The organism is Streptomyces sp. NPDC002623 (assembly GCF_053592635.1).
The window spans coordinates 164,328-190,084 of record NZ_JBSFWB010000018.1; the positions used below are offsets into that span (position 1 = coordinate 164,328).

The following is a 25,757-nucleotide window of genomic DNA, read 5'->3' on the forward strand; positions in this document are numbered from 1 at the left end:
CCGCGTACATGGCTGAAACCTTGACAAGTGGACTGACCAGGCACGAGATTGACGCGCGTAGAAATTCACTGGACACCTGTTCACCGTATTTTCTGCTCGCGGTATTTTCTACGCGCGTCGCGCTCCGGTCACCGGTCGCGGCCCCTCGACCCCTGCACCACCCTCGTTCCACCTGGTTCCACCCGGCTGCACCTCGCTCCACCTCGTTCCACCTCGCTCCACCTCGTTCCGTTCCACCCTCGTCCCGGCGCTCACGTACGTCCCCGGAGGGATTCCGTTGCCGAGCAACAAGTCCGCGCGTCTCGCCGCGCTCACCGTCGCCGCCGTCTGTTCCGCGGCCTCCACCGTCGCCCTCACCGCACCCGCGCAAGCGGACACGGTGGCCGTTCACGACATCCAGGGCACGACCCGGATATCCCCGTACGCCGGCAAGGCGGTCACGGGTGTGGCCGGAATCGTCACCGGCGTGCGCACCTACGGCTCGTCCAAGGGGTTCTGGATCCAGGATCCGAACCCGGACGCCGACCCGGCCACCAGTGAGGGCGTCTTCGTCTTCACCAGCTCCGCCCCCAAGGTCGCCGTCGGCGACTCCGTCACGGTCACCGGCACGGTCTCGGAGTTCGTGCCGGGCGGCGCCTCGACCGGCAACCAGTCGATCACCGAGATCACCAAGCCGACGGTGACGGTCCTCTCCGGCGGCAACGCGGTCCCGGCCGCGACCGTCGTGAACGCGAAGTCGGTGCCGGCCGCGTACACCCCGGCCGGCGACGCCGCCGCGAGCAACTCGGTCAACGGCCTGACCCTGGAGCCGAAGAAGTACGCCCTGGACTACTACGAGTCCCTCGAGGGCATGAACGTCCAGGTCGCCGACACCCGTGTGGTCACCGCGACCGACCCGTACACCGAGCTGTGGGTCACGGTGAAGCCGCGCGAGAACACCACCCGCCGCGGTGGCACGCTGTACGGCTCCTACACCTCGCAGAACACCGGCCGGCTGCAGATCCAGTCGCTCGGCGCGACGGCGGACTTCCCCGTCGCGAACGTCGGCGACACCCTCACGGGCGTCACCGCGGGCCCGCTCGACTACAACCAGTTCGGCGGTTACACCCTCGTCGCCAACACGATCGGCACGCTGAAGAGCGGCGGTCTGGAGCGGGAGACGACGCAGAAACAGAAGAAGGGCGAGCTGGCGGTCGCGACGTACAACGTCGAGAACCTGGACCCGTCCGACGCCACGTTCGAGGAGCACGCCTCCGCGATCGTGAACAACCTGAAGTCGCCCGACATCGTGTCCCTGGAGGAGATCCAGGACGACAACGGCGCGACGAACGACGGCACGGTCGCCGCCGACGTGACGGTCGGCAAGCTGATCGACGCGATCGTGGCCGCGGGCGGCCCGAAGTACGACTGGCGCTCGATCGACCCGACGAACAACACCGACGGCGGCGAGCCGGGCGGGAACATCCGTCAGGTGTTCCTGTTCAACCCGCAGCGGGTCTCCTTCACCGACCGCGCGGGCGGCGACGCGACCACCGCCGTCGGCGTTGCCAAGGTGCACGGCAAGGCGCAGCTCACCGCCTCCCCCGGGCGGATCGACCCGGCGAACACGGCCTGGGCGAACAGCCGCAAGCCGCTGGCCGGCGAGTTCGTCTTCCGGGGCCGCACGGTCTTCGTGATCGCCAACCACTTCAACTCCAAGGGCGGCGACCAGGCGCTGCACGCGCAGTACCAGCCGGTCGCGCGCAGCTCGGAGACCCAGCGCCACCAGCAGGCGACGCTGGTCAACGCGTTCGTCAAGGACATCCTCGCGGTGCAGAAGAACGCCGATGTCATCGCGCTCGGCGACATCAACGACTTCGAGTTCTCCGGCACCGCGCAGCTCCTGGAGAGCGACGGCGCACTGTGGTCGGCGATCAAGTCGCTGCCGAAGAGGGAGCGTTACACCTACGACTACCAGGGCAACCAGCAGGTCCTGGACCAGATTCTGATCAGCAAGTCGATCAAGCACGGCCGTGACTTCGAGTACGACAGCGTGCACATCAACTCGGAGTTCCACGACCAGATCAGCGACCACGACCCGCAGATCCTGCGCTTCGAGCCGTAGGTCCCAGGTTCCGGAACCTGATCCGGCTCCGGAACCCGATCCGATCCGGCTCCGGGTCTCAACTGGGCCGGCTGAACACTCCGTTCAGCCAGCCCAGCCATGCGGCCTCGTTCGCCTCGGCGTCGGCGTCCGGCGCGAAGTCGTGGACGCTGACGCCGACCGGCGCGCCCCAGTGGTTGCGCCCGAAGACGCGGATCAGGGCGGTGTCGGTGCGCAGCCCGATGAAGTACGCGTTGCGGTAGTCGAGCACGGCGTCGAAGCCTTCCGGCCCGCTCACGCTCACCCGGTCGCCCACCCGCGCGTCGTCCGCGAGCCCGAGCGCGGGCCCCACGGCGGCGAAGGCGTCGGCCGCGGTGGATCCCGCGGGGCCGTCGAGCTGGGCGAAGGTCACCGGGCGGGGCGCGAAGTGGACGAGGTACTCGCGCAGGGTGTGCAGATAGAAGTCGGTGTGCTTGGCGGCGCCGTCGTACTGGTTGTCCCAGTCGTCGACGAAGATCCCGCTGTGCACGTACCGCACCCAGGCGCGGCGTCCGCCGTCCCGCGGCTCGACGACGTGTTCGAGCTGGTTCACGCTCTGGACCGAGAAGCCGACGTCCTCGCTGCGGACGGTGAGGTGGTGCGGCGGGTCCCAGGCGGTGACGGTCGAGCCGAAGGCCGCCGTGCCGCCCACCTTGGGCTCCGGGGCCTCCATCGGCCACAGATACCCGCCGGTGCCGTTCGTGATCGCCTCCCACACCTCCTCGGGCGTGGCGTCGACCTCGAACTCACGGACGATCTCGAATTCCTTGGACATGGTGACTCCTGTGCTGACTACTGGTCCAGTTCCGGGGTCGGCTGGTCCTTGACGGTGGGGTGTACGGCGACGACGATCCGGTGATCGCGGCCGCCCTCTGTGCCGGGGGCGTCGTACTTGCGGATGAGCGCGCCGACGCCCGCCGTCAACTCCTGGATGAAGGCGGCCCGTTCGGCTGCCGAGGCGAAGCGCACCTCGCCGTCGAGCGCATAGGTCGCCAGCCGCTTGTTGGCCTTGGCCGCGCCGGTGATCAGCGAGCCGACGTCCCGCACCAGGCGGGCGCCGAGCGCGAGCAGCCAGCGCGCGGAGAGCTGGTCGCGGAAGCGGTCCGGGTCCGGCTGGACGGCGGCGAGGGCCAGCGGCGAGATCACGTACGAGGCGGCGGTCGCCTGCATCAGCCGCTCGGTGACATTGCCCTTGCGGCGCTCGCCGGCGAGCTCGACCAGGCCGTGCCGCTCCAGCGCCTTGAGGTGGTAGTTCACCTTCTGGCGCGGCAGCCCGACCTTGCCGGCCAGCATCGCGGCCGACGCGGGCCCGGCCGCCAGCTCGGCGAGCAGCCTGGACCGTATGGGGTCCAGGGAGACGGCTGCGGCCTCGGGGTCCTCGATCACGGTGACGTCCAACATGCGTCCACCGTCTCACCGAAAACTTTTTTTGTCCAGGAGACTTGAGTTTTCGGCGAGAAATTGCAGAACCTACAGATCTGCTTATCAACACGTCGTAGAAAAATTAAGTAGAGCTTCACTGTGGCGCGGCCGAGACTACTCCCATGACGACATACCGCCCCTTCGGCCGCATCCTCTGCGCGATGGTCACGCCCTTCACCGGCTCCGGCGCGCTCGACCTCGACGGAGCGCAACGGCTCGCCGACCGGCTGGTGTCGGCCGGCTGCGACGGGCTGGTGCTCTCCGGGACGACGGGCGAGTCGCCGACCACCTCGGACGCCGAGAAGGCGGAACTGGTGGCGGCGGTCCGGGGGTCGGTGGGCGACCGGGCGTCGATCGTGACGGGGGTGGGCACGTCCGACACCCGCCACACCCTCGAACTCGCCGCGGCCGCCGAGAAGGCGGGCGCGGACGGCGTCCTGGTGGTCAGCCCGTACTACAGCCGGCCCCCGCAGGACGCCCTGGAGGCGCACTTCCGGGAGGTCGCGGACGCCTCCGGGCTGCCGGTGATGCTGTACGACATCCCCGGCCGCACCGGCACCCGGATCGAGCCGGAGACGGTGCTGCGGCTCGCCGAGCACCCCCGGATCGTCGCGGTCAAGGACTGCTCCTACGACTTCCTCGGCGCCCAGAAGGTGCTCGCCCGCACCGAGTTGGCCTATTACGCGGGCTGCGACGAGCACAACCTCGCGCTGTACGCGGTCGGCGGGGCGGGCTGTGTCAGCACGGTCGCGAACATCGCTGCGGACCGACTCCGCGCCGTTCTCGACGCGTTCGACGCGGGAGACACCGCCGAAGCCGCCCGACTTCAGCAACGGGCCACCGAGCTCGTGGAGTCGGTGATGTGCTCGGGGCTGCCCGGCATCGTCACCGTCAAGGGGCTGCTGAACGACCTCGGTCTGCCGTCCGGCCCGGTCCGCGCGCCGCTGCGGCCCGCCGACCGGAACACGGTGGACGGGCTGCGCGCGGTCTACGAACGTCTCGTGGCCTGACCGGCCCGGCCGCCGCTCACGGCCGGGTCCCGGGCGAGGGCCAGTCAGCGCTCCGCAAAGATCGGCGTCCAGCGGCCGACGGTGTTGTCCTTGGTCGACCGGAAGTCGCTGAGCGGGACGACCTTGTCGCTGCCGAGCGTCACCAGCACCAGCCGATTGTGGAACTCGTCGCCGTCCGCCCCGACGTCCCAGGCGATGAGCGAGGAGTCGTCGGCCCAGGCGAGCAGCAGCTGGCCGCGTGTCTCGGTGAGCTTCTTGCCGGTCCTGGGGTCCAGGATCCAGGAGGACGACTTGTACTTCTCGGCCGCGAAGGGACCGGCGAGCTTCTTGCCGTCGGGCGAGAAGTAGGCGGAGCCGTCGACGTACCACTCCACGTACCGACCGTCGGCGGGCGGGGCGACCTTCTTGCCCTGCCGGTCGTAGTACTGGTAGCCCGGCGCCATGGGCATGCCCGACCAGAGGAGGCTGTCGTCCCTGCTGAAGGCGAAGTCCTGGCGGCTGTTGAGGAAGTCGATCTCGCCGAGCTTGTTTCCCGTCTTGAACTCGACCTCGCTCCAGGAGCCCTTCCCGGAGGCCACGTCGAAGACGTAGAACCCGGTACGGGAGCCCTGCTCGTTCTCGTACGAGTCATTGGGGTACCGCACCTGGACCCGCAGGTCCGGGTTCTCGCCGTAGGTCGTCGCCACCAGCTCGCTGCCGTCGTGCGAGAAGGCGAGCCCGCCGACGGCGTGGTCGACGGCGATCCACCGCTTGACCTCGCCGCTGGCCAGATCGAGCAGGCCGATCCGGCTGACGGGCAGGTTCTGCTCCAGCACGGCGGCGGTCCGCAGGCCCGGGGCGACGGCGACCCATGACCACTTGGTGGTCTTCTCGTACTTCTGCGTCGTCGGGTTCAGCAGCCAGTAGGTGCGCGTGGTGACCGACCGCTGCGCCGTCTTCGGGACGAGGGTCGTCGTGTAGTAGGCGGCCAGCGCCGTCCGCCCGGCGGCGATCAGGTCGCGCGGCGGCGACTGGTCCGGGTGGGCGCTGATCCTGGTGGGTGCCGGGACGTCGGCGGGGCGGACGTCGGTCGTGCCGGAGCCGCCCTCCAGCGTGGGCACCGCCACGGCGACGACCACCACGGCGACGGCCGCGGCCGCCACGGTCGCGAACCTCCGGGTGCGACGGCGCCGGCGCAGGGCGAACACCCGGTCGGCGAGGCCGAGCCCGGCCGGCTGCTGTGCGTCGGCCTGCTCGCGCAGGGAGTCACGGACGAGTTCGTCGACGTTCACGGACGCACCTCCATGGGCGAGAAGTCGGGGGACGGCGCCTGCTCGGCGGCCGCCGGGCCGAGAGCGGCCAGTTCCGGCGCGAGGGAGCGCAGCCGGGCGAGGGAGCGGTGGGTCGTGGACCGCACGGTGCCCACGGAGCAGCCCAGGATCGCGGCCACCTCGGCCTCCGGTAGATCCTCGAAGTAGCGGAGCACCAGCACGGTGCGCTGGCGTGCGGTCAGCCGCGACAGGGCCGCGCGCATCACCACACGCAGTTCGGCGGCCGAGGACGCGTCCGGGCCGGCTCCGCCGTCCGGCAGCTCGGCGACGCTGACCTCGCGCCGGGGCCACTTCAGGCGCCAGCGGCTGATCTGCTGCCGGTAGAGGACCTGGCGTACATAGGCCTCGGGTTCCTCGATGCGGTGCCAGCGGCCGGCCGCCTTGGCCAGGGCGTTCTGGAGCAGGTCCTCGCCGGCGTGCCGGTCGCCGCCGCTGAGCAGGACCGCGGTTCTCAGCAGCGCCGACGACCTGCTGTCCACGAAGTGTCGGAAGCTCTCCAGCGCTTCGGCATCCATCGTCACCTTCACTCTTCCCCCGGGAGCGGACCCGCTGTCCGGCCCCTGTGTCCCTTGTGACGCGTGCGGCCCGCCCCCGCTATGCCTGCCTGCGCCTCGCGGCGAACGGAAATTCCCGGCGGCCGCCCGTCCGGCTTCCGTACGGTGGCCGTATGAGTCGGCCCCTGCTCTATCTCGACGTCGACGGCCCCTTGAACCCGTACGCCGCCAAGCCCACCAAGCGGCCCGCGGGCTATACGACGATCAGGGCGTCCGTGGGCCGGGCCCGGCCGCTGCGGGTCTGGCTGAACCCCGAGCACGGCGCGGCCCTCCTGCGCCTGCCCTACGAGCTGTGCTGGGCCACGACCTGGATGGCCGAGGCCAACCGCTGGATCGCCCCGGTGATCGGCCTGCCCGAGCTGCCGTACGTCGACTTCGCCAAGGTGCTGTTCGCCCACCGGTCCGACGGCGTCCACTGGAAGACGCAGACGATCGTCGCCCACGCGGCGGGCCGCCCCTTCGCCTGGGTGGACGACGAACAGTCCCCCGCCGACACGGCCTACGTCACCGCCCACCACCCGGCGCCGGCCCTCCTGCACCACGTGAGCCCCCGACTCGGCCTCCGCGACGAGGACTTCACGACCCTGACAGAGTTCGCGACGGGCCTGCCCGCCTGAACGAACCGCATGAACCGCCCCCATGCAGAAGCGCCCTGTCACCGGCGGCGAGAGGGCGCTTCGACATGCGGGGCCGATCAGTTGTGGCTGTGCAGGATCTCGTTCAGGCCGCCCCACACCGCGTTGTTCGGGCGGGCCTCGACCGCGCCGGTGACCGAGTTGCGGCGGAAGAGGATGTTGGAGGCGCCGGAGAGTTCGCGGGCCTTGACGATCTGGCCGTCGGGCATGGTGATCCGGGTGCCCGCGGTGACGTAGAGGCCGGCCTCGACGACGCACTCGTCGCCCAGGGCGATGCCGACGCCCGCCTCGGCGCCGATGAGGCAGCGCTCGCCGATGGAGATGATCACGTTGCCGCCGCCGGACAGCGTGCCCATCGTGGAGGCGCCGCCGCCGATGTCCGAGCCGTCGCCGACGATGACGCCCGCGGAGATACGGCCCTCGACCATCGACGTGCCGAGCGTGCCGGCGTTGAAGTTGACGAAGCCCTCGTGCATGACCGTGGTGCCCTCGGCGAGGTGCGCGCCGAGCCGGACCCGGTCGGCGTCGGCGATCCGGACCCCCTTCGGGGCGACGTAGTCCGTCATCCGCGGGAACTTGTCGATGGAGGTGACCTGGAGGTGCAGGCCCTCGCCACGGGCGTTCAGCCGGACCTTCTCGATGTCGTCGACGGCGACCGGGCCGAGCGAGGTCCAGGCGACGTTGGCGAGGTGGCCGAACATGCCGTCCAGGCTCTGCCCGTGCGGCTTCACGAGCCGGTGGGAGAGCAGGTGCAGACGCAGGTAGACGTCGTGCGCGTCGAGCGGCTTGTCGTCGAGGGAGGCGATGACCGTGCGGACCGCGACGACCTCGACGCCCCGACGGGCGTCCGGACCGGTCGCCTTCGCCGCGCCCTCGCCGAGCAGCTCCACCGCTTTGTCCGCGGACAGCCGCTCGGTGCCCGACGGGCCGGGCTCCGCGACGAGCGCGGGCGCGGGGAACCAGGTGTCGAGCACCGTGCCGTCGGCGGCGATCGTGGCGAGGCCGGCGGCCACGGCGCCGGTGGTGCGAGGAGCAGTCATTTCGGTCATGAGGGCAACCTAACCGGCCGGGGGCCGCAGAGGCCAACCCGCACAGCGGTGTCTCAGCAAGCGGGCCGGGCAACCCCTCCCACCTCCCGAGTTCCTACGGAACGAGCCGTGCCAACGCCTCCCGCGCGTACCCCTCGTCGTAGGGCACGTCCGTCAGCAGCACCTGCAGGCAGATGCCGTCCATCAGCGCGACCAGCGCGCGTGCGGTGAGCGGGTCCGTGCGGCGGACGAGGAGGGCGATGAGGTCGTCGGCCCACTCGGAGGCGACGGGACGCAGCGCGGGGCGGCGCAGGGCGGCCAGGTAGAGCTCGCACTCCAGCTCGACGCCGGTGCGGTCGCCGGCCAGCCATTCGCCGAGCAGTCCGGCCAGTTCGGTGGGCAGGTCGACGCGGGTGTCCGCCAGCCCGCCGCGCGCCGCGACCACCTTGGCGAAGCCCTCGTTGGCCTGCCGCAGGGCGGCGATCATCAGCTCGTCGAGGGTGGCGAAGTGGTACGTGGTGGAGCCGAGCGGCACATCCGCCTCGGCGGCGACCGAGCGATGGCTGAGCCCGCTCAGGCCCTTCTCGCCGACGACCCGGATCGCCGCGTCGATGATCCGCTGTCGCCGTTCGGGGTCGTAGCGGCGGGCCATCAGTGCGCGCCCCCGAGGTTCAGCACCACCACTCCCCCGATGATCAGCAGGATGCCCGCGACCTTGGTGAGCGTCAGGGACTCGCCGAACAGGGCCAGGCCCAGGACGGCGATGGCCGCGGTGCCGGCCCCGGACCAGATGGCGTACGCGGTGCCGATCCCGACGCTCTTCAGGGTCTGGGCGAGGAGCAGGAAGGAGACGACGTAGCCGACGGCCGTCACCAGCGAGGGCCAGAGCCTGCTGAAGCCTTCGCTGTACTTCATGGCGGTCGTCGCGGCCACCTCGGCGGCTATGGCGCCGGCGAGTGTCAGGTATCCCATGCGTACGAGTGTACACAACGATGCGTACACCCGTACGCATCGCTGGAGACATCGTCGTACACATCGGCACACACCCGATATCGCCCTTGTCCCAACTGGCCGCAGAGTCGAAAGCGTTATGGAAAGCGCTCCCTCAAACGGCTGAACGTGAGACACAGGTTCCACTACTGTTTCACCGTTCACACACCGGGCCATCGCAGCCGCGGCAGCCGCCAGAAGCGCCGCTGGAGGAACAGCGCATGCCAATAGACAAGTCCCGGCCGTCCCAGGAGCAACCTTGGGAGAACGGCTGGGCCCCGGACAGTTCCCGGGCCCCCGGAACACGACGCCTCTGGTTGGCCGGCGGTCTCGCCGTGGCCACCATCGTGGCGTGCGTGACCGCAATCGCCTTGAACGACAAGCCTGTTGACGACGAGAAGGCCGCTGCCCGCGAGGGACAGACCCTGTCGGACGACGAGACGGCGGGCGGTCTGATCTCCTTCGCCACGCCCTCCGCGAGCGCGTCGTCGACGCCGACGGCGGGGAAGAGCGGCACGTCCGCGTCCGCGTCGCCGAAGACGTCGGCCTCGGCGTCGGCCGCGTCCTCGCCCAAGCCGCAGGGCAGTTCGACGCCGCACACCTCGACCGCGCCCTCCGCGTCACCGACGAAGAAGCCGGCCGACCCCAAGCCGACCTCCATCCGCCGTTCGGTCCGCTCGGTCAACTACCCCGACCGCTACTGGCATGTCAGCAACGGCGTGGTGAAGCTCGACGAGCCGCGCGGCTCGGAGTCCCGGGCCGACTCCACGTTCACCGTCGTCGCGGGCCTGACCAACAGCTCCTGCTACTCGTTCAGGACATCCGACGGCGACTACCTGCGGCACCGCAACTTCGTCCTGCGGGCCGAGGGCAACGACGGCTCCACCCTGTTCAAGCAGGACGCCACCTTCTGCTCCGTGCCGTCCTCGTCGTACTCGGACGCCGTGATGCTGGAGTCGGTCAACTACCCCGGCCGCTTCCTGCGCCACCAGAACTTCGCGCTGCGCCTGGACCCGTACGGCTACAACACGAGCGGCCGCTCGGACTTCTCGTTCCGCGTGGTGGCCGCCCTCGGCTGAGCCGAGCCGGACCCGCACATGAGCAGGGCCCCCGGCGTGTGCCGGGGGCCCTGCTCATGTCACGTTCTCAGACGTTGAACCCGAGCGCGCGAAGCTGCTCGCGGCCGTCGTCCGTGATCTTGTCCGGGCCCCACGGCGGCATCCAGACCCAGTTGATGCGCAGCTCGTTGACCAGGCCGTCGGTGGCGGACTTCGCCTGGTCCTCGATGACGTCGGTCAGCGGGCAGGCCGCCGAGGTCAGGGTCATGTCGATCGTCGCGATGTTCGCGTCGTCGATGTGGATGCCGTAGATCAGCCCGAGGTTGACGACGTCGATGCCCAGTTCGGGGTCGACGACGTCGTACAGCGCCTCGCGGAGTTCTTCCTCCGAGGCCGGCTTCATCTCAACGGTCTCGCTCATGCCGTGTTCCTTTCGGCGTCGGCTCCGCCCAGGGCCTGGGCCGTCGCGTCCTTCCATGCCATCCAGCTGAGGAGGGCGCACTTGACCCGGGCCGGGTACTTGGAGACGCCGGCGAACGCGACCGCGTCCTCCAGCACCTCCTCCATCGCGTCGTCGGGCTCGATCCTGCCCTTGGACTGCATCAGCTCCAGGAAGGTCTCCTGGATCTTCTGCGCCTCGGCCAGTTCCTTGCCGACGAGCAGCTCGTTCAGGACGGACGCGCTCGCCTGGCTGATCGAGCAGCCCTGGCCCTCGTAACTGACGTCCTCGATCTTCGTGCCGTCGTACCTCACACGCAACGTGATCTCGTCGCCGCAGGTCGGGTTCACATGGTGCACCTCGGCGTCGCCATCGCGCAGACCACGCCCGTGCGGGTGCTTGTAGTGGTCCAGGATGACTTCCTGGTACATCGAGTCCAGCTTCACGGTTTCAGCTCACGCCCTTCAGCCGAAGAAGTTCCGTACGTGCTCCAGACCGTCGACCAGAGCATCGATCTCGGCCGGCGTGGAGTACAGATAGAACGACGCTCGCGTGGTCGCGGGAATTCCGTAGCGCAGGCAGACGGGTCGGGCGCAGTGGTGTCCCACCCGGACCGCGATGCCCTGCTCGTCCAGGACCTGGCCCACGTCGTGCGGGTGGATGTCGCCGAGCGTGAAGGAGATCGCCGCACCCCGGTCCTCGGCCGTCGTCGGGCCGATGATCCGCAGGTCGGGGACCTCGGCCAGCCGCTTCACCGCGTACTCGGTGAGCGCGTGCTCGTGCGCGAGGATCTTGTCCATGCCGATCGCGGACAGGTAGTCGATGGCCGCGCCCAGTCCGACCGCCTGCGCGATCGGCGGGGTGCCCGCCTCGAACTTGTGGGGAGCGGGAGCGTAGGTCGAGGAGTGCATCGACACGGTCTCGATCATCTCGCCGCCGCCGAGGAACGGCGGCAGGTCCTCGAGCAGCTCCTGCCGGCCCCAGAGGACGCCGATGCCGGTCGGGCCGCACATCTTGTGGCCGGTGAAGGCCACGAAGTCGGCCTGCAGGGCCTGCACGTCCATCGGCATGTGCGGGGCGGCCTGCGAGGCGTCGATGCAGACCAGCGCGCCGACCTCCTGCGCACGGCGGACTATCGCCTCGACCGGGTTCACGGTGCCGAGGATGTTCGACACCAGCACGAAGGAGACGATCTTCGTCTTCTCGGTGATGATCTCGTCGATGTTCGACAGGTCGAGCCGGCCGTCGTCGGTCAGGCCGAACCACTTCAGCTTCGCGCCCGTGCGCTGCGACAGCAGCTGCCACGGCACGATGTTGGAGTGGTGCTCCATCTCCGTGATGACGATCTCGGTCTCGGAGTCGACCCGGTAGGGCTCGTCGGCCCAGCCGAGCATGTTCGCCACGAGGTTGAGCGATTCGGAGGCGTTCTTGGTGAAGATCACCTCGTCGCGGCTGGGCGCGTTGATGAACGCGGCGACCTTGTCCCGCGCGCCCTCGTACAGCGCCGTGGCCTCCTCGGCGAGCACATGCACACCGCGGTGGACGTTGGCGTTGTAGCGCTCGTAGTACTCGTTCAGGGCGTCCAGCACCTGGCGCGGCTTCTGCGAGGTCGCCGCGTTGTCCAGGTACACGAGCTTCGCGCCGTCGTGGACCTGGCGGTCCAGGATGGGGAAGTCCTTGCGGATCGCCTCTGTGTCGAGGAGGCCCGGCAGCTGTGTCACTCGGATGCGCCACCCTTCGTGTAAGCCTCGTAGCCCTCGTTCTCCAGCTTGTCCGCGAGCTCGGCGCCGCCGGACTCGACGATGCGGCCGCCGGAGAAGACGTGGACGTAATCGGGCTTGATGTAGCGCAGGATGCGCGTGTAGTGCGTGATCAGCAGGGTGCCGACCTCGCCGGTCTCGCGGACGCGGTTGACGCCCTCGGAGACGATGCGAAGGGCGTCGACGTCCAGACCGGAGTCCGTCTCGTCGAGGATCGCGACCTTCGGCTTGAGCAGCTCCAGCTGGAGGATCTCGTGGCGCTTCTTCTCGCCGCCGGAGAAGCCCTCGTTGACGTTGCGCTCGGCGAAGGCGGGGTCCATGTTGAGGCGCTGCATGGTCTCCTTCACCTCCTTCACCCAGGTGCGCAGCTTCGGCGCCTCACCGCGGATGGCGGTGGCGGACGTACGAAGGAAGTTGGAGACGGAGACGCCGGGGATCTCGACCGGGTACTGCATCGCCAGGAACAGGCCCGCGCGGGCGCGCTCGTCGACGGACATCTCCAGGACGTCCTCGCCGTCGAGCAGCACGGTGCCGCTGGTGATCGTGTACTTCGGGTGACCCGCGAGCGAGTAGGCGAGGGTCGACTTGCCGGAGCCGTTGGGGCCCATGATGGCGTGCGTCTCGCCCTGCTTCACGGTCAGGTCGACACCCTTGAGGATCTCCTTCGTGGCGTTGTCGGCCTCGACGGTGACGTGCAGGTCTCGGATTTCAAGCGTTGCCATGGGTGCCTCAGGACTCCTGGGTGAGGGAGACGAGCACGTCGTCCCCTTCGATCTTTACGGGGTAAACGGGTACGGGGCGCGTCGCGGGAAGGCCGGACGGCTTGCCGGTGCGGAGGTCGAAGCTCGAGCCGTGCAGCCAGCACTCGATCTGGCAGTCCTCCACCTCGCCCTCCGAGAGCGAGACGTTCGCGTGGGAGCAGATGTCGTGAATGGCGAACACCTCCCCCTCGGTACGGATGACCGAGACCGGCGTGCCGTCGAGTTCCACCCGCTTGGGGGTGTCCTCCGCCAGCTCGCTGAGTCCGCAGGCGCGTACGAAGGCGGCCATCAGACGGTGGCCTCCAGCTCGGTCTCGATCTTGGCGAGCAGGCGCTCCTCGATGTCGTCGACGCCGATCTGCTGGACCAGCTCGGCGAAGAAGCCGCGGACCACCAGGCGCCGGGCCTCGTCGGCCGGGATGCCGCGGGCCATCAGGTAGAAGAGCTGCTCGTCGTCGAAGCGGCCGGTGGCGCTCGCGTGCCCCGCGCCGACGATCTCGCCGGTCTCGATCTCCAGGTTCGGCACGGAGTCGACGCGGGCGCCGTCGGTCAGCACCAGGTTGCGGTTCATCTCGTAGGTGTCCGTGCCCTCGGCCTTGGCCTCGATGAGCACATCGCCGATCCACACCGCGTGGGCGCCCTCGCCCTGGAGCGCGCCCTTGTACATGACGTTGGACTTGCAGTGCGGGGTGTTGTGATCGACCAGGAGGCGGTGCTCCTGGTGCTGGCCGGCGTCGGTGAAGTACAGGCCGAAGAGCTCGGCCTCGCCACCGGTGCCCGCGTAGGAGACCCGCGGGTGCAGGCGGACTACGTCGCCGCCGAAGGTGACCACGAACGACTTGAAGGTGGCGTCGCGGCCGATCAGCGCGTTGTGCTGCGCCACGTGCACGGCCTTGTCGTCCCAGTCCTGGACCGAGACGACGGTCAGCTGGGCGCCGTCGCCCAGGATGTAGTCGACGTTGGCGGCGACCACGGCGTCACCGGTGTGGTCGATGACGACGACGGCCTCGGCGAAGGCGCCCAGCTCGATGACCTGGTGGCCGTAGGAGACCCCGCCCTCGCCGTGCACGGCGATGCGGATCGGCTCGGTGAGCACGGTCTCCTTGGGGACGGTGATCACACCGGCCTTCTCGAACGCGGAATACGCCTGGGCGGCGACGCGGTCCACCGGGGCGCCGGCCCTGCCGAGGCGCGGGTCGGCACGGTCCACGAGCTCGACGGTGACGCCCTCGGGGGCCTCGACGGCGACCTTGACGCCCTCGCCGGCCGCGACGGCGGTGCCGTCGTGCAGCCCGCGCAGCCGCTCCAGCGGGGTGAACCGCCACTCCTCCTCGCGGCCGTGCGGGACCGGGAAGTCCGCCACGTCGAAGGAGGGGGGCGCGCTCATGCGCGTGGCGACGGTCGACTCGGCGGCCACCGCGATCGATCCGGCGGTGGTGGAGGACCCCACCGTGGAGTTCTGAGCCTCAGCCATGGCTGTCGTAGTGCTCGCTTTCTGAAGTCAAGAAATGTGCTGGCCGATGGGCGGGGTCAGCCGACCGCGCCTTCCATCTGCAGCTCGATCAGCCGGTTGAGCTCCAGCGCGTACTCCATCGGCAGCTCCTTCGCGATGGGCTCGACGAAGCCGCGCACGATCATCGCCATCGCCTCGAACTCGCTCAGACCACGGCTCATCAGGTAGAAGAGCTGGTCCTCGGAGACCTTGGAGACGGTCGCCTCGTGGCCCATGGACACGTCGTCCTCACGGACGTCCACGTAGGGGTACGTGTCGGAGCGGGAGATGGTGTCGACGAGCAGCGCGTCGCACAGCACGTTGGACTTGGAGCCGTGGGCGCCCTCGCCGATCTCGACGAGACCGCGGTAGGACGTACGGCCGCCGCCGCGCGCCACGGACTTGGAGACGATGTTGGAGGAGGTGTTCGGCGCCATGTGGACCATCTTGGAGCCGGCGTCCTGGTGCTGGCCCTCGCCCGCGAAGGCGATGGAGAGGGTCTCGCCCTTGGCGTGCTCGCCCATCAGGTAGACGGCCGGGTACTTCATCGTCACCTTGGAGCCGATGTTGCCGTCGATCCACTCCATGGTCGCGCCCTCGTACGCCACGGCGCGCTTGGTGACCAGGTTGTAGACGTTGTTCGACCAGTTCTGGATGGTCGTGTAACGGCAGCGGGCGTTCTTCTTGACGATGATCTCGACCACGGCGCTGTGCAGCGAGTCCGACTTGTAGATCGGGGCCGTACAACCCTCGACGTAGTGCACGTACGCGCCCTCGTCGACGATGATCAGGGTCCGCTCGAACTGGCCCATGTTCTCCGTGTTGATACGGAAGTAGGCCTGGAGCGGGATCTCGACCTGCACGCCCTTGGGCACGTAGATGAACGAGCCGCCCGACCACACCGCGGAGTTCAGCGACGCGAACTTGTTGTCGCCGACCGGGATGACGGTGCCGAAGTACTCCTTGAAGAGCTCCGGGTGCTCCTTCAGCGCGGTGTCGGTGTCCAGGAAGATGACGCCCTGCTCCTCCAGGTCCTCGCGGATCTGGTGGTAGACGACCTCGGACTCGTACTGGGCCGCGACGCCCGCGACGAGGCGCTGCTTCTCCGCCTCCGGGATGCCGAGCTTGTCGTACGTGTTCTTGATGTCCTCGGGCAGGTCCTCCCAGGACTCCGCCTGCTTCTCCGTGGAGCGCACGAAGTACTTGATGTTGTCGAAGTCGATGCCCGAGAGGTCGGAACCCCAGTTGGGCATGGGCTTCTTCTCGAAGAGCCGGAGGCCCTTGAGACGGAGCTTCGTCATCCACTCGGGCTCGGACTTCTTCGAAGAGATGTCCTTGACGACATCCTCGTTGATGCCGCGCTTGGCAGAGGCACCGGCCACGTCGGAGTCGGCCCAGCCATATTCGTAGTTGCCCAGACCCTCGAGTTCGGGGTGGGCAGTCTCCTCGATGGGGAGCGTCATGCGGGGTTCCTCCCGGCGGTACTTGCAGATGCTTGGTGAGTGGCTGTGGAAACTGTGGGGATGAACGTCGTGCAGACGCCGTCGCCGTGGGCGATGGTCGCCAGTCGCTGGACGTGGGTGCCGAGCAGCTGGGAGAAGATCTCGGTCTCCGCCTCACAGAGCTGCGGGAACTTTTCCGCGACATGAGCGACGGGGCAGTGGTGCTGGCACAGCTGCTCGCCGACCGGTGCGCTGCGCGCCGTAGCAGCGTACCCGTCCGCGCTCAGGGCCTTGGCCAGGGCTTCGGTGCGCTCCTCGGGGGCGGCGGCCTCGATCGCCTTGCGGTACTCGGCGGCCTGTTCGGCGATCCGCGCGCGGGCGAAGGCGACGACCGCCTCCTCCCCGCCGAGACGCTCCTGGATCCAGCGCAGGGCGTCGGCCGCGAGCTTGTCGTAGGACTGGTCGAAGGCGTCACGGCCGCAGTCGGTGAGCACGAAGACCTTGGCGGGACGGCCGCGGGTCCGCGCGCCGTACACCCGCTGCTCGCGGGCCTCGACGACGTCGTCGGCGACCAGTGCGTCGAGGTGGCGGCGGACGGCGGCCGGGGTGAGGCCCAGTCGTCCGGCCAGCTCGGTCACGGTCGACGGGCCGTGGTCCAGGATGGACCGCGCGACCCGGTTGCGCGTCGAGCGCTCTCCGGTCGCGAGCTCCTCCTGGGGGTTCCCTGTGCGGGTCGCCCGAGCCTCGCCGACGTTTTTCACAACGCCATTGTTGCGTAATTCCTCAGAGGCAGGCAAGCCGCGCCCGGACCACCGGGCGGTGCCCTGCGTCACTTAGGCATACCTAATCTGACCTGCGCAAACGATCTTTGATCGATCAGGGCGAGCGCCGGCGGCCGATTAAATCACTGGCCCCCGAAGCCCTCCGCGAGGACACTGCCGGACCATGCCCACACCACCTCCCACCGGCCCACTTGTCACCCAGGACACCCTGACGGCGGAGCTTCGCGCACTGGGCGTGGAACCCGGCGAGATCCTGCTCGTGCACTCCTCGCTCAGCTCACTCGGCTGGGTCTGCGGAGGCCCCGTCGCGGTCGTGCGAGCGCTCCTCGAAACGGTCGGCCCGGATGGCACAATCGTGGTCCCCACCCAGTCCGGCGACCTGTCCGACCCCGCCCTGTGGAGCAATCCGCCGGTTCCCGAGCAGTGGTGGGAGCCGATCCGGGCGAGCATGCCCGCCTACGACCCCCGCATCACCCCCTCCCGCGGCGTCGGCGTGATCCCTGAGACGGTCCGCACCTGGCCCGGCGCGCTGCGCAGCGGCCACCCGCAGACGTCGTTCGCGGCGCTCGGGGCGCGGGCCGCGGAGATAGTCGAGGGCCACTCCCCCGACTGCCGGCTCGGCGAGCACAGCCCGCTGGCCCGGCTGGAGAACCTCGGGGCACGCGTGCTGCTCCTGGGCGCCGGCTACGACACCTGCACCAGCTTCCACCTGGCCGAGTACCGGATCCCGGCCCCCGTGGTCACGGTGGGCCGACCGGGTGCCGACGGCGGCTGGGAGGCGGTGACCGAGGTGTCGATCGACTCCGACCGCTTCGACGAACTGGGCCACGACTTCGAACGCGACCGTGCCGTCGTCCGGGGAAAGGCGGGCGCGGCCGACGTACGGCTGTTTCCGGTCGCGGACGCCGTGGCCTACGCCCAGCGGTGGCTGCCCCTGCACCGGTCCCGCGAGGACGAATTCTGAGCACGCCCGCCGCAGCCGCCGTCGCGAATGGCTGCTTCCCGTACCCCCTGGTCCGAGCCCCCGTCCGCGAACCTAGACTCTTGAGCCATGCGAAGTGAGCCTGTCGTCCAGGTCCGGGCCCTGGTGAAGCGGTACGGGACGAAGACCGCGGTGAACGGCCTCGACCTGACGGCCGGGCCGGGCGTCACCGCCGTCCTCGGCCCCAACGGCGCCGGCAAGACGACCACGATCGAGACCTGCGAGGGGTACCGCAGGCCGGACTCCGGCACGGTGTCCGTCCTCGGCCTCGACCCGGTGCGACAGGGCTCCGACCTGCGCCCCAGGATCGGGGTGATGCTCCAGTCGGGGGGCGTGTACTCGGGTGCTCGGGCCGACGAGATGCTCCGGCACGTGGCCAGGCTGCACGCCCACCCGCTGGACGTCGACGCCCTCGTCGAACGCCTCGGCCTCGGCTCCTGCGGCCGCACGACCTACCGTCGCCTCTCCGGCGGCCAGCAGCAGCGCCTCGCGCTCGCCATGGCCGTCGTCGGCCGCCCCGAGCTGGTGTTCCTGGACGAGCCGACGGCCGGCCTCGACCCGCAGGCCCGCCGCGCCACCTGGGAGCTCGTACGGGACCTGCGGACGGACGGCGTCTCGGTCATCCTGACCACCCACCACATGGACGAGGCCGAACAGCTCGCCGACGACGTCGCGATCATCGACGCGGGCCGGGTCATCGCCCAGGGCTCCCCCGAGGAGCTGTGCCGCGGCGGCGCCGAGAACACCCTGCGCTTCACCGGCCGCCCCGGCCTCGACGTCGCCTCGCTGCTCAAGGCCCTGCCCGCCGACAGCGCCGCCGCCGAGCTGACCCCGGGCTCCTACCGGGTCAACGGCAAGGTCGACCCGCAACTGCTCGCCACGGTCACCTCGTGGTGCGCGCAGCACGGGGTGATGCCGGACCGGATCTCGGTGGAACGGCACACCCTGGAGGACGTCTTCCTCGAACTGACCGGCAAGGAGCTGCGCTCGTGACCGCCACCGGCACCTACACCCCCCGGCCCGGCGCGGCCCCCCTCCCCCGCATGATCGCGACGCAGGCGGCGCTGGAGACGAAGATGCTCCTGCGCAACGGCGAGCAGCTGCTGCTCACCGTGGTGATCCCGGCGCTGCTGCTGGCCCTGTTCGGCAGCGTGGACATCGTCGACACCGGTGCGGGCGAGGCGGTGGACTTCCTCGCCCCCGGCATCCTCGCGCTCGCCGTGATGTCGACGGCCTTCACCGGGCAGGCCATCGCGACCGGCTTCGAACGCCGCTACGGGGTGCTGAAGCGGCTCGCCGCCTCGCCCCTGCCCCGCTGGGGCCTGATGACGGCGAAGACGCTGTCGGTGCTGGTCACGGAGATCCTCCAGGTGATCCTGCTGACCGCGATCGCCTTCGCGCTGGGCTGGGACCCGCACGGCAACCCACTGGCCGTGCTGCTCCTGCTCGTCCTGGGCACGGCCGCCTTCTCCGGCCTCGGTCTGCTGATGGCGGGCACCCTGAAGGCCGAGGCGACGCTGGCCGCGGCCAACCTGGTCTTCCTGCTGCTCCTCGTGGGCGGCGGGGTGATCGTCCCGCTCGACAAGTTCCCGCCGGCCGCCCAGGACGTGCTCGGGCTGCTCCCGATCACCGCCCTCTCCGACGGCCTGCGGGACGTCCTCCAGCACGGCGCGGGCATGCCCTGGGGCGACCTGGGGATCCTGGCCGGGTGGGCGGTCGTCGGACTCGCGGCGGCCGGGAGGTTCTTCCGCTGGGAGTAGACACGGGGGACCCTCGTGAAAGCGTGCACAAGCGGCCGCCTACGATGGGGCACGTGCCAAAAGTGACCCGTGCCGACGCCGTAGCCGCCGTGCGCAACCCCCTCGTCTTCATCGCCGCACGCTGGACCCCCACACCCCGGACGGTTCAGCGAGCGGCCTTCTTCGCGCTCGTGATGTCGGTGGTCATCGTGGTCACGGGCGGTGCCGTCCGGCTCACGGGCTCCGGCCTGGGCTGCCCGACCTGGCCGAAGTGCACCGCCGACTCGCTCACCGCGACCAGCGCGATGGGCGTCCACGGCGCCATCGAGTTCGGCAACCGCATGCTGACGTACGTGCTCTGCGCCGCCGTCGGCTGGGCGATCATCGCCGCGCGCTCGGAGAAGCCGTACCGCCGGAGCCTGACCCGGCTGGGGTGGGCGCAGTTCTGGCTGGTGATGGGCAACGCGGTCCTCGGCGGGATCGTGGTGCTCGTCGGCCTCAACCCGTACACGGTCGCGGCGCACTTCCTGCTCGCCTCGGCGCTCACCGCCGTCGCCACGCTGATGTGGCAGCGCACCCGGGAGGGTGACACGGCGCCCAAGCCGTTGGTCGGCGCGTCCGTGCAGCAGCTGGTGTGGTTCCTGGTGGTCGCCTCGGCGCTGCTGATCGCCGTCGGCACGGTGGTCACCGGCTCCGGTCCGCACGCCGGCGACTCCAGCGAGGTCGAGCGGATGCCGCTGGACTGGGAGACGGTGGCCAAGCTGCACGCCGTGCTGGCCTGGATCGTGGTGACGCTGACCTTCGCCCTGTGGTTCGTCCTGAAGGCGGTCGACGCCCCCAAGGGCCCCCTGGACCGCACCCGCGAGCTGTTCCTGGTCCTCCTCGCCCAGGGCGCCGTCGGCTACGTCCAGTACTTCACGGACCTCCCGGAGGTCCTGGTCGGCGCGCACATGTTCGGCTCCTGCCTGGTGTGGATCGCGGTGCTGCGCGTCCTGCTGGCGCTGCGCGAACGCCCCCTGCCGACGATCGACCTGCCGGGCCCGGCGACCGAGGCGACGGTCGGCACACGCGCGTAAGCGCTCCGCCGGCGGTGCGGGGATGTGCCGTCGCTCCGGTGCCGCACCGTCGTGGCTGGTCGCGCAGTTCCCCGCGCCCCTTCGGGGCGCTGCCGACTTCGCCCGGTCCGGACGGTTCACCCCAGCCCGTACACCCTGCGCGCGTTGCCCGCCGCGATCAGGCCCGCCACCCGCTGGGCGTCCGTCAACGACCACGCGCCCTCCGCGACCCAGGTGCCCAGCACCCGGGCCAGGGCCTCGCGGAACAGCCGTGCCCCGACCACATGCAGCTCGGGCAGCCCCTGGGCCCCGCTGGAGAACAGGATCTTGCCGAAAGGGGCCAGTTCCAGGATCTCCGCGAGGATCGTCCCGGCGCGGGCGCCGGTCCGTACGAGGGCCGCGCCGGAGTCCGCGTACACATGCGAGAAGACTCCGGCGAGATGCGCGGCGTGCCGGTGGTACGGGTAGCCGTGCAGCAGGACGAGGTCGGTGCCGAGGCCCGCCGTGGCGCGGACGAAGTCGGTGAGCAGGACGGGGTCGGTGCGGTCGATGCGCGCCCCCGGCGCCCCGAGCCCCGCGTGCAGTTGCAGCGGCAGGCCCGAGGCGACGGCGATCCACAGCAGGTGCCGCAGCAGCACCGGGTCGCTCAGCTCGCCGCCGACCCGGCGGGCGGCCAGCCAGCGGCCCGCCGCGCCCCGCACCTCACCCGGGCCGGGCGGCTCGGGCGCGAGGGCGAGGCCGTGCCGGACGCCCGCGACGGAGGTGAAGGCCACGGCGTTCGCGGCGGCCGCGTGGACCGCCTCGGCGAGGTTGGCGAGGAAGGACTCGACGGTGCCGGAAGTGTCGGCGACCTGTTCGGCGAGGAGTTCCAGCCGCACGATCTCGCGCGCCTCGGCCGCGCCCGCGGAGGCCAGTTCGCCCGGTCCGGTGAGGTCGCCGGGCAGGCCCGTGTCGACCAGATACGTCGTGATGCCGCTGCCGCGCAGCAGCCGGCGGCCCGATTCCAGTACGCCGAGTTCACGACGCCGGGCGAGATAGCGGGCGGGCGGCGAGTGCGGTTCCAGACCGAGCAGCGGCGGACACCAACGGCGTACCGCGAACCCCGTCTGGGTGTCGAAGAGCGTCGTGCCCGGGGCGGGCGGGCCCTCGGTGCGGGCCAGCTGGGCCTCGAACGTGCCGAGACCCAGCTCCGTTCTCAGGACGCCGTGGCAGTACTGGTCCACCAAGGACGGCGTTTCGATCATCCGGACTCCCGGGAGCTGGACCACGTCGCTTCCACGGGGCCTAACGGGTGACCGGGGTGTCAGGTGTTGCTGCGCAGCGGTTTGTTGCTGCTCAGCCGTTCTTCGGTCCGCCGACCTGGATGCCCGCCATCCGGGTCCACTCGTAGCGGCCCGTGGTCACCTTCGACGCGAACTCGCCGTCGAAGGACTCGTGGACGGTGATCCCGGCCTTCTCGACGGCCTTCTCGGCGACCGCGACCGAGGGGGCCACCAGGTCGCCCCAGCCGCCGTCCTCGCCGACGAGGACGATCCGGGCGCCGCGCTCGCCGATGTACGCGACCTGGCCCTCGGCCCCGCCGTGCTCCTTGGAGAAGGCGCTGATCTGCTTGGCGAGCCGCGCCGCGGTGCGCTCGGCCTTCACGTCCTGCTTGGTGTCTGCCATGGCCAGGATGCTACCGACGGGTAGATCGAACGGCGACGGCCGGGGTGCGTGGCCTTGACCACGCACCCCGGCCGTCGTACGGACCGCTCAGCGACCCGTCAGCGCAGGAAGGGGTCCACCGCGACCGCCACGAAGAGCAGCGACACATAGGTGATGGACCAGTGGAACAGCCGCATCTCCTTGAGCTTCCCGCCCGTGGTCTCGGCCTTCGCGCGGTTCTGGAGCGCGTGCGCCTCCCACAGCCACCAGCCGCCGGCCACCAGCGCGACCGAGGTGTAGAACCAGCCGGTGTAGCCGAGCGGGGTCAGCAGCAGCGAGACGGCGACCATCATCCAGCTGTAGAGGACGATCTGCTTGGCGACGACCTTGTTGGAGGCGACGACCGGCAGCATCGGCACGCCCACGCGCGCGTAGTCGTCCCGGACCTTCATGGACAGCGGCCAGTAGTGCGGCGGCGTCCAGAAGAACATGACGAGGAAGAGGACGACCGGCGCCCAGGACACCGAGTTCGTCACGGCCGACCAGCCGATCAGCACCGGCATGCAGCCGGCGATGCCGCCCCACACGATGTTCTGCGAGGTACGCCGCTTGAGGATCATCGTGTAGACGACGACGTAGAAGAGGAGTGCGCCGAGGGCGAGCCATGCCGACAGCCAGTTGACGGTGAGACCGAACAACAGTGTCGAGACCACCGCGAGGGTGATGCCGAAGGCGAGGCATTCACGCGGGCTGACCATCCCGGTGACCAGCGGGCGCTGCGAGGTGCGGTCCATCAGCGCGTCGATGTCACGGTCGATGTACATGTTCAGCGCATTGGCGCCGCCCGCGGACAGGTAGCCGCCGAGGCAGGTCAGCACCACCAGACCGAGGTCCGGAACGCCCTGCTGCGCCAGGAACATCACCGGGACGGTGGTGATCAGCAGCAGCTCGATGATCCGCGGCTTGGTCAGCGCCACGAATGCCTTGACCCGGGCCCCGAACGGCCGCCGGCTCGGGCTCTGGCTCGTCCCGATCATCCCCACTGGACGGGATTCAACGGCCGTCACGCACACCCCTGACAGAGACTCCCAGCAAGCCCGCGGGTGTGAACTCCCCGTAAAGGCTCGCGCGTACCACGCCACTGTAGACGTTGCCCATACCCCGACATTCGCGGGGGTGGGGTCGTGTTGGGAGGCGGCCCCGGAAGAGCTGATCGGCACTCCGTTGAGCACTCGTACGAGCGCCTCCGTATTCACATGCCGAACAGGAAACACACCGGTCGGGAGGCGGATCCCGAAGTCTCCCGGCAGTCTGGAATGACTCGAAAAATTGCACGTTCTGACGGGGGTAGGCTCGACAACGGCCGGTGGGCGCCGCGTGCACCGGCATTCGACATGCGTGACATGTGGAGAGGAGCCCTGACCCAGGGTGAGCACCAAGCCGACCACCACAGACCTCGAGTGGACCGAGTTGGACCAGCGGGCCGTGGACACCGCCCGCGTCCTGGCCGCCGACGCCGTACAGAAGGTCGGCAACGGCCATCCCGGTACGGCGATGAGCCTGGCTCCTGCCGCGTACACCCTCTTCCAGAAGGTGATGCGGCACGACCCGGCGGACGCCGACTGGGTCGGCCGTGACCGCTTCGTGCTGTCCGCCGGCCACTCGTCCCTGACCCTCTACACCCAGCTGTACCTGGCCGGCTTCGGTCTGGAGCTGGAGGACCTGAAGTCGTTCCGTACGTGGGGTTCGAAGACTCCGGGTCACCCGGAGTACGGCCACACCACCGGCGTCGAGACGACGACCGGCCCGCTGGGCCAGGGTGTCGCCAACGCCGTCGGCATGGCGATGGCCGCCCGCTACGAGCGCGGTCTGTTCGACCCGGAGGCCGCGCACGGCGAGTCGCCCTTCGATCACTTCGTGTACGCGATCGCGGGTGACGGCTGTCTGCAGGAGGGCATCTCCGCGGAGGCGTCCTCGATGGCCGGCCACCAGAAGCTGGGCAACCTGGTCCTGCTGTGGGACGACAACCACATCTCGATCGAGGGCGACACGGAGACGGCCGTCTCCGAGGACACCGTGAAGCGGTACGAGGCGTACGGCTGGCATGTGCAGCGCGTCGCCCCGAAGCCGGACGGCGACCTGGACCCGCACGCCCTCTACAACGCGATCGAGGCCGCGAAGCAGGTGACGGACAAGCCGTCCTTCATCGCGATGCGCTCGATCATCGCCTGGCCCGCCCCGAACGCGCAGAACACCGAGGCCGCGCACGGCTCGGCGCTCGGCGACGACGAGGTCGCGGCCACCAAGCGCGTCCTCGGCTTCGACCCCGAGCAGTCCTTCGAGGTCGCCGACGAGGTCATCGCCCACACCCGCAGGGCGCTCGACCGCGGCGCCGACGCGAAGGCGGACTGGGAGAAGTCCTTCCAGCTGTGGCGCGACGAAAACCCGGCGCGGGCCGCCGAGTTCGACCGCATCGCCGCGGGCGAGCTGCCGGCCGGCTGGGAGGAGAAGCTCCCGGTCTTCGAGCCCGGCAAGGGCGTCGCCACCCGCGCCGCGTCCGGCAAGGTGCTCCAGGCGCTCGGCGCGATCATCCCCGAGCTGTGGGGCGGCTCCGCCGACCTCGCGGGCTCGAACAACACGACGATCGACAAGACGTCGTCCTTCCTCCCCGCGGACAACCCGCTGCCGGAGGCGGACCCGTACGGCCGCACGATCCACTTCGGCATCCGTGAGCACTCCATGGCCGCGGAGATGAACGGCATCGCGCTGCACGGCAACACCCGTATCTACGGCGGCACCTTCCTGGTGTTCTCCGACTACATGCGCAACGCCGTCCGGCTGTCCGCGCTGATGCACCTGCCGGTGACGTACGTGTGGACGCACGACTCCATCGGTCTCGGCGAGGACGGCCCCACCCACCAGCCGGTCGAGCACATCGCCGCGCTGCGCGCCATCCCGGGCCTCAACGTCGTCCGCCCGGCCGACGCCAACGAGACCGCGATCGCCTGGCGCGAGATCCTCAAGCGTCACACCAAGGTCTTCGGCAAGGGCGCCCCGCACGGTCTGGCCCTCACCCGCCAGGGCGTGCCGACGTACGAGTCCAACGAGGACACCGCGCGCGGCGGTTACACCCTGTTCGACGCCTCGAACGGCACTCCGGAGGTCATCCTCATCGCGACCGGCTCCGAGGTGCACGTCGCCGTCGGGGCGCGCGAGCAGCTGGAGGCCGACGGTGTGCCGACGCGAGTCGTGTCCATGCCGTCCGTGGAGTGGTTCGAGGAGCAGGACCAGGCGTACCGGGACAGCGTGCTGCCCCCGTCCGTCAAGGCCCGCGTCTCGGTCGAGGCGGGCATCGGACTGACCTGGCACAAGTACGTCGGGGACGCCGGTCGCATCGTTTCCCTGGAGCACTTCGGTGCTTCCGCCGACGGCAAGGTCCTCTTCCAGGAGTACGGCTTCACTGCCGAGAACGTGGCCGCGAAGGCGCGCGAATCCCTCGCCGACGCCCAGCGCTGACGCTCACATACGACACG

At 69.9% G+C, this 25,757-nt stretch carries 27 protein-coding genes; 9 read left to right on the forward strand and 18 right to left on the reverse strand.

Annotation, left to right across the window (positions count from 1 at the left end; all coding sequences use genetic code 11):
- Positions 1 to 277 precede the first annotated feature (277 nt).
- The gene (locus ACWD4O_RS29975) at positions 278 to 2,104 is read left to right on the forward strand and encodes an endonuclease/exonuclease/phosphatase family protein (protein WP_451284573.1); all 1,827 of its coding nucleotides are present in this window, start codon (positions 278 to 280) and stop codon (positions 2,102 to 2,104) included.
- 58 nt (positions 2,105 to 2,162) lie between these two features.
- Here ACWD4O_RS29975 and ACWD4O_RS29980 read toward each other — a convergent pair whose 3' ends face one another.
- Together ACWD4O_RS29980 and ACWD4O_RS29985 are read right to left on the reverse strand one after the other, a co-directional pair.
- Complete coding sequence (locus ACWD4O_RS29980) at positions 2,163 to 2,897, reverse strand: SRPBCC family protein (protein WP_451284575.1); 735 nt, start codon at positions 2,895 to 2,897, stop codon at positions 2,163 to 2,165.
- Positions 2,898 to 2,914: 17 nt separating this feature from the next.
- On the reverse strand, positions 2,915 to 3,523 hold the full coding sequence (locus ACWD4O_RS29985) for an ArsR/SmtB family transcription factor (RefSeq protein WP_451284577.1): 609 nt from the start codon (positions 3,521 to 3,523) through the stop codon (positions 2,915 to 2,917).
- 143 nt (positions 3,524 to 3,666) lie between these two features.
- On the opposite strand from ACWD4O_RS29985, the gene dapA reads away from it, so the two are divergent.
- Positions 3,667 to 4,554 (forward strand): 4-hydroxy-tetrahydrodipicolinate synthase, encoded by an 888-nt coding sequence (gene dapA / locus ACWD4O_RS29990; RefSeq protein ID WP_451284579.1) that lies wholly within the window; start codon positions 3,667 to 3,669, stop codon positions 4,552 to 4,554.
- A 44-nt stretch (positions 4,555 to 4,598) separates the two neighbouring features.
- Here the strand turns inward: dapA and ACWD4O_RS29995 are convergent, their stop codons facing one another.
- Entirely contained in the window at positions 4,599 to 5,825 is a 1,227-nt protein-coding gene (locus tag ACWD4O_RS29995) for a WD40 repeat domain-containing protein (RefSeq protein WP_451284581.1), read from the reverse strand.
- On the reverse strand, positions 5,822 to 6,379 hold the full coding sequence (locus ACWD4O_RS30000; protein WP_451284582.1) for a SigE family RNA polymerase sigma factor: 558 nt from the start codon (positions 6,377 to 6,379) through the stop codon (positions 5,822 to 5,824). The genes ACWD4O_RS29995 and ACWD4O_RS30000 overlap by 4 nt, the downstream gene beginning before the upstream one ends.
- A gap of 152 nt (positions 6,380 to 6,531) precedes the next feature.
- Here ACWD4O_RS30000 and ACWD4O_RS30005 point away from each other — a divergent pair, with 152 nt between their 5' ends.
- On the forward strand, positions 6,532 to 7,035 hold the full coding sequence (locus ACWD4O_RS30005) for a hypothetical protein (RefSeq protein WP_451284584.1): 504 nt from the start codon (positions 6,532 to 6,534) through the stop codon (positions 7,033 to 7,035).
- Positions 7,036 to 7,112: 77 nt separating this feature from the next.
- Here ACWD4O_RS30005 and dapD read toward each other — a convergent pair whose 3' ends face one another.
- From dapD to ACWD4O_RS30020, 3 genes are all read right to left on the reverse strand, one after another.
- Positions 7,113 to 8,102, reverse strand: a complete 990-nt coding sequence (gene dapD, locus ACWD4O_RS30010) for a 2,3,4,5-tetrahydropyridine-2,6-dicarboxylate N-succinyltransferase (RefSeq protein ID WP_451284586.1) — start codon at positions 8,100 to 8,102, stop codon at positions 7,113 to 7,115.
- A 94-nt stretch (positions 8,103 to 8,196) separates the two neighbouring features.
- Entirely contained in the window at positions 8,197 to 8,733 is a 537-nt protein-coding gene (locus ACWD4O_RS30015) for a TetR/AcrR family transcriptional regulator (protein ID WP_451284588.1), read from the reverse strand.
- The gene (locus ACWD4O_RS30020) at positions 8,733 to 9,053 is read right to left on the reverse strand and encodes a DMT family transporter (RefSeq protein WP_451284590.1); all 321 of its coding nucleotides are present in this window, start codon (positions 9,051 to 9,053) and stop codon (positions 8,733 to 8,735) included. The genes ACWD4O_RS30015 and ACWD4O_RS30020 overlap by 1 nt, the downstream gene beginning before the upstream one ends.
- Before the next feature lie 374 nt (positions 9,054 to 9,427).
- On the opposite strand from ACWD4O_RS30020, the gene ACWD4O_RS30025 reads away from it, so the two are divergent.
- The gene (locus tag ACWD4O_RS30025) at positions 9,428 to 10,150 is read left to right on the forward strand and encodes an AbfB domain-containing protein (protein WP_451284592.1); all 723 of its coding nucleotides are present in this window, start codon (positions 9,428 to 9,430) and stop codon (positions 10,148 to 10,150) included.
- Positions 10,151 to 10,217: 67 nt separating this feature from the next.
- Here the strand turns inward: ACWD4O_RS30025 and ACWD4O_RS30030 are convergent, their stop codons facing one another.
- The 8 genes from ACWD4O_RS30030 to ACWD4O_RS30065 are packed head-to-tail and all read right to left on the reverse strand — an operon-like array spanning position 10,218 to position 16,783.
- On the reverse strand, positions 10,218 to 10,550 hold the full coding sequence (locus ACWD4O_RS30030; RefSeq protein ID WP_037743875.1) for a metal-sulfur cluster assembly factor: 333 nt from the start codon (positions 10,548 to 10,550) through the stop codon (positions 10,218 to 10,220).
- Positions 10,547 to 11,014, reverse strand: coding sequence for a Fe-S cluster assembly sulfur transfer protein SufU (gene sufU, locus ACWD4O_RS30035; protein ID WP_451284595.1), 468 nt, complete (start codon positions 11,012 to 11,014; stop codon positions 10,547 to 10,549). Before sufU ends, ACWD4O_RS30030 begins: the two co-directional genes overlap by 4 nt.
- 18 nt (positions 11,015 to 11,032) lie before the next feature.
- Positions 11,033 to 12,289: a cysteine desulfurase gene (locus tag ACWD4O_RS30040; protein ID WP_451284597.1), complete on the reverse strand. Its 1,257-nt coding sequence runs from the start codon at positions 12,287 to 12,289 to the stop codon at positions 11,033 to 11,035.
- Positions 12,286 to 13,050 carry a Fe-S cluster assembly ATPase SufC gene (gene sufC, locus ACWD4O_RS30045; protein ID WP_451284599.1) on the reverse strand — a complete coding sequence of 255 codons (765 nt, stop codon included), beginning with the start codon at positions 13,048 to 13,050 and terminating at the stop codon, positions 12,286 to 12,288. The genes ACWD4O_RS30040 and sufC overlap by 4 nt, the downstream gene beginning before the upstream one ends.
- A 7-nt stretch (positions 13,051 to 13,057) precedes the next feature.
- Positions 13,058 to 13,378, reverse strand: a complete 321-nt coding sequence (locus ACWD4O_RS30050) for a non-heme iron oxygenase ferredoxin subunit (protein WP_450952351.1) — start codon at positions 13,376 to 13,378, stop codon at positions 13,058 to 13,060.
- Complete coding sequence (gene sufD, locus ACWD4O_RS30055) at positions 13,378 to 14,562, reverse strand: Fe-S cluster assembly protein SufD (protein ID WP_451284601.1); 1,185 nt, start codon at positions 14,560 to 14,562, stop codon at positions 13,378 to 13,380. Before sufD ends, ACWD4O_RS30050 begins: the two co-directional genes overlap by 1 nt.
- Before the next feature lie 56 nt (positions 14,563 to 14,618).
- Positions 14,619 to 16,043 (reverse strand): Fe-S cluster assembly protein SufB, encoded by a 1,425-nt coding sequence (gene sufB / locus ACWD4O_RS30060; protein ID WP_451284603.1) that lies wholly within the window; start codon positions 16,041 to 16,043, stop codon positions 14,619 to 14,621.
- Positions 16,040 to 16,783, reverse strand: coding sequence for a helix-turn-helix transcriptional regulator (locus ACWD4O_RS30065; RefSeq protein ID WP_451284605.1), 744 nt, complete (start codon positions 16,781 to 16,783; stop codon positions 16,040 to 16,042). The genes sufB and ACWD4O_RS30065 overlap by 4 nt, the downstream gene beginning before the upstream one ends.
- 184 nt (positions 16,784 to 16,967) lie before the next feature.
- On the opposite strand from ACWD4O_RS30065, the gene ACWD4O_RS30070 reads away from it, so the two are divergent.
- From ACWD4O_RS30070 to ACWD4O_RS30085, 4 genes are all read left to right on the forward strand, one after another.
- Positions 16,968 to 17,768 carry an aminoglycoside N(3)-acetyltransferase gene (locus tag ACWD4O_RS30070; protein ID WP_451284607.1) on the forward strand — a complete coding sequence of 267 codons (801 nt, stop codon included), beginning with the start codon at positions 16,968 to 16,970 and terminating at the stop codon, positions 17,766 to 17,768.
- An 87-nt stretch (positions 17,769 to 17,855) separates the two neighbouring features.
- Positions 17,856 to 18,779, forward strand: coding sequence for an ABC transporter ATP-binding protein (locus ACWD4O_RS30075; protein WP_451284609.1), 924 nt, complete (start codon positions 17,856 to 17,858; stop codon positions 18,777 to 18,779).
- A 50-nt stretch (positions 18,780 to 18,829) separates the two neighbouring features.
- Positions 18,830 to 19,546: an ABC transporter permease gene (locus ACWD4O_RS30080; protein WP_451284641.1), complete on the forward strand. Its 717-nt coding sequence runs from the start codon at positions 18,830 to 18,832 to the stop codon at positions 19,544 to 19,546.
- Between the two features lie 44 nt (positions 19,547 to 19,590).
- On the forward strand, positions 19,591 to 20,601 hold the full coding sequence (locus ACWD4O_RS30085) for a COX15/CtaA family protein (protein ID WP_451284611.1): 1,011 nt from the start codon (positions 19,591 to 19,593) through the stop codon (positions 20,599 to 20,601).
- A gap of 116 nt (positions 20,602 to 20,717) precedes the next feature.
- On the opposite strand, the gene ACWD4O_RS30090 is transcribed toward ACWD4O_RS30085, so the two are convergent.
- The 3 genes from ACWD4O_RS30090 to ACWD4O_RS30100 form a co-directional block, all read right to left on the reverse strand.
- Complete coding sequence (locus ACWD4O_RS30090) at positions 20,718 to 21,824, reverse strand: amidohydrolase family protein (protein WP_451284613.1); 1,107 nt, start codon at positions 21,822 to 21,824, stop codon at positions 20,718 to 20,720.
- Between the two features lie 91 nt (positions 21,825 to 21,915).
- Entirely contained in the window at positions 21,916 to 22,245 is a 330-nt protein-coding gene (locus ACWD4O_RS30095; RefSeq protein WP_398418226.1) for a hypothetical protein, read from the reverse strand.
- 98 nt (positions 22,246 to 22,343) lie between these two features.
- The gene (locus tag ACWD4O_RS30100) at positions 22,344 to 23,261 is read right to left on the reverse strand and encodes a heme o synthase (protein ID WP_451284616.1); all 918 of its coding nucleotides are present in this window, start codon (positions 23,259 to 23,261) and stop codon (positions 22,344 to 22,346) included.
- A gap of 391 nt (positions 23,262 to 23,652) precedes the next feature.
- On the opposite strand from ACWD4O_RS30100, the gene tkt reads away from it, so the two are divergent.
- Positions 23,653 to 25,740 (forward strand): transketolase, encoded by a 2,088-nt coding sequence (gene tkt / locus ACWD4O_RS30105; protein ID WP_451284618.1) that lies wholly within the window; start codon positions 23,653 to 23,655, stop codon positions 25,738 to 25,740.
- Positions 25,741 to 25,757: the final 17 nt, after the last annotated feature.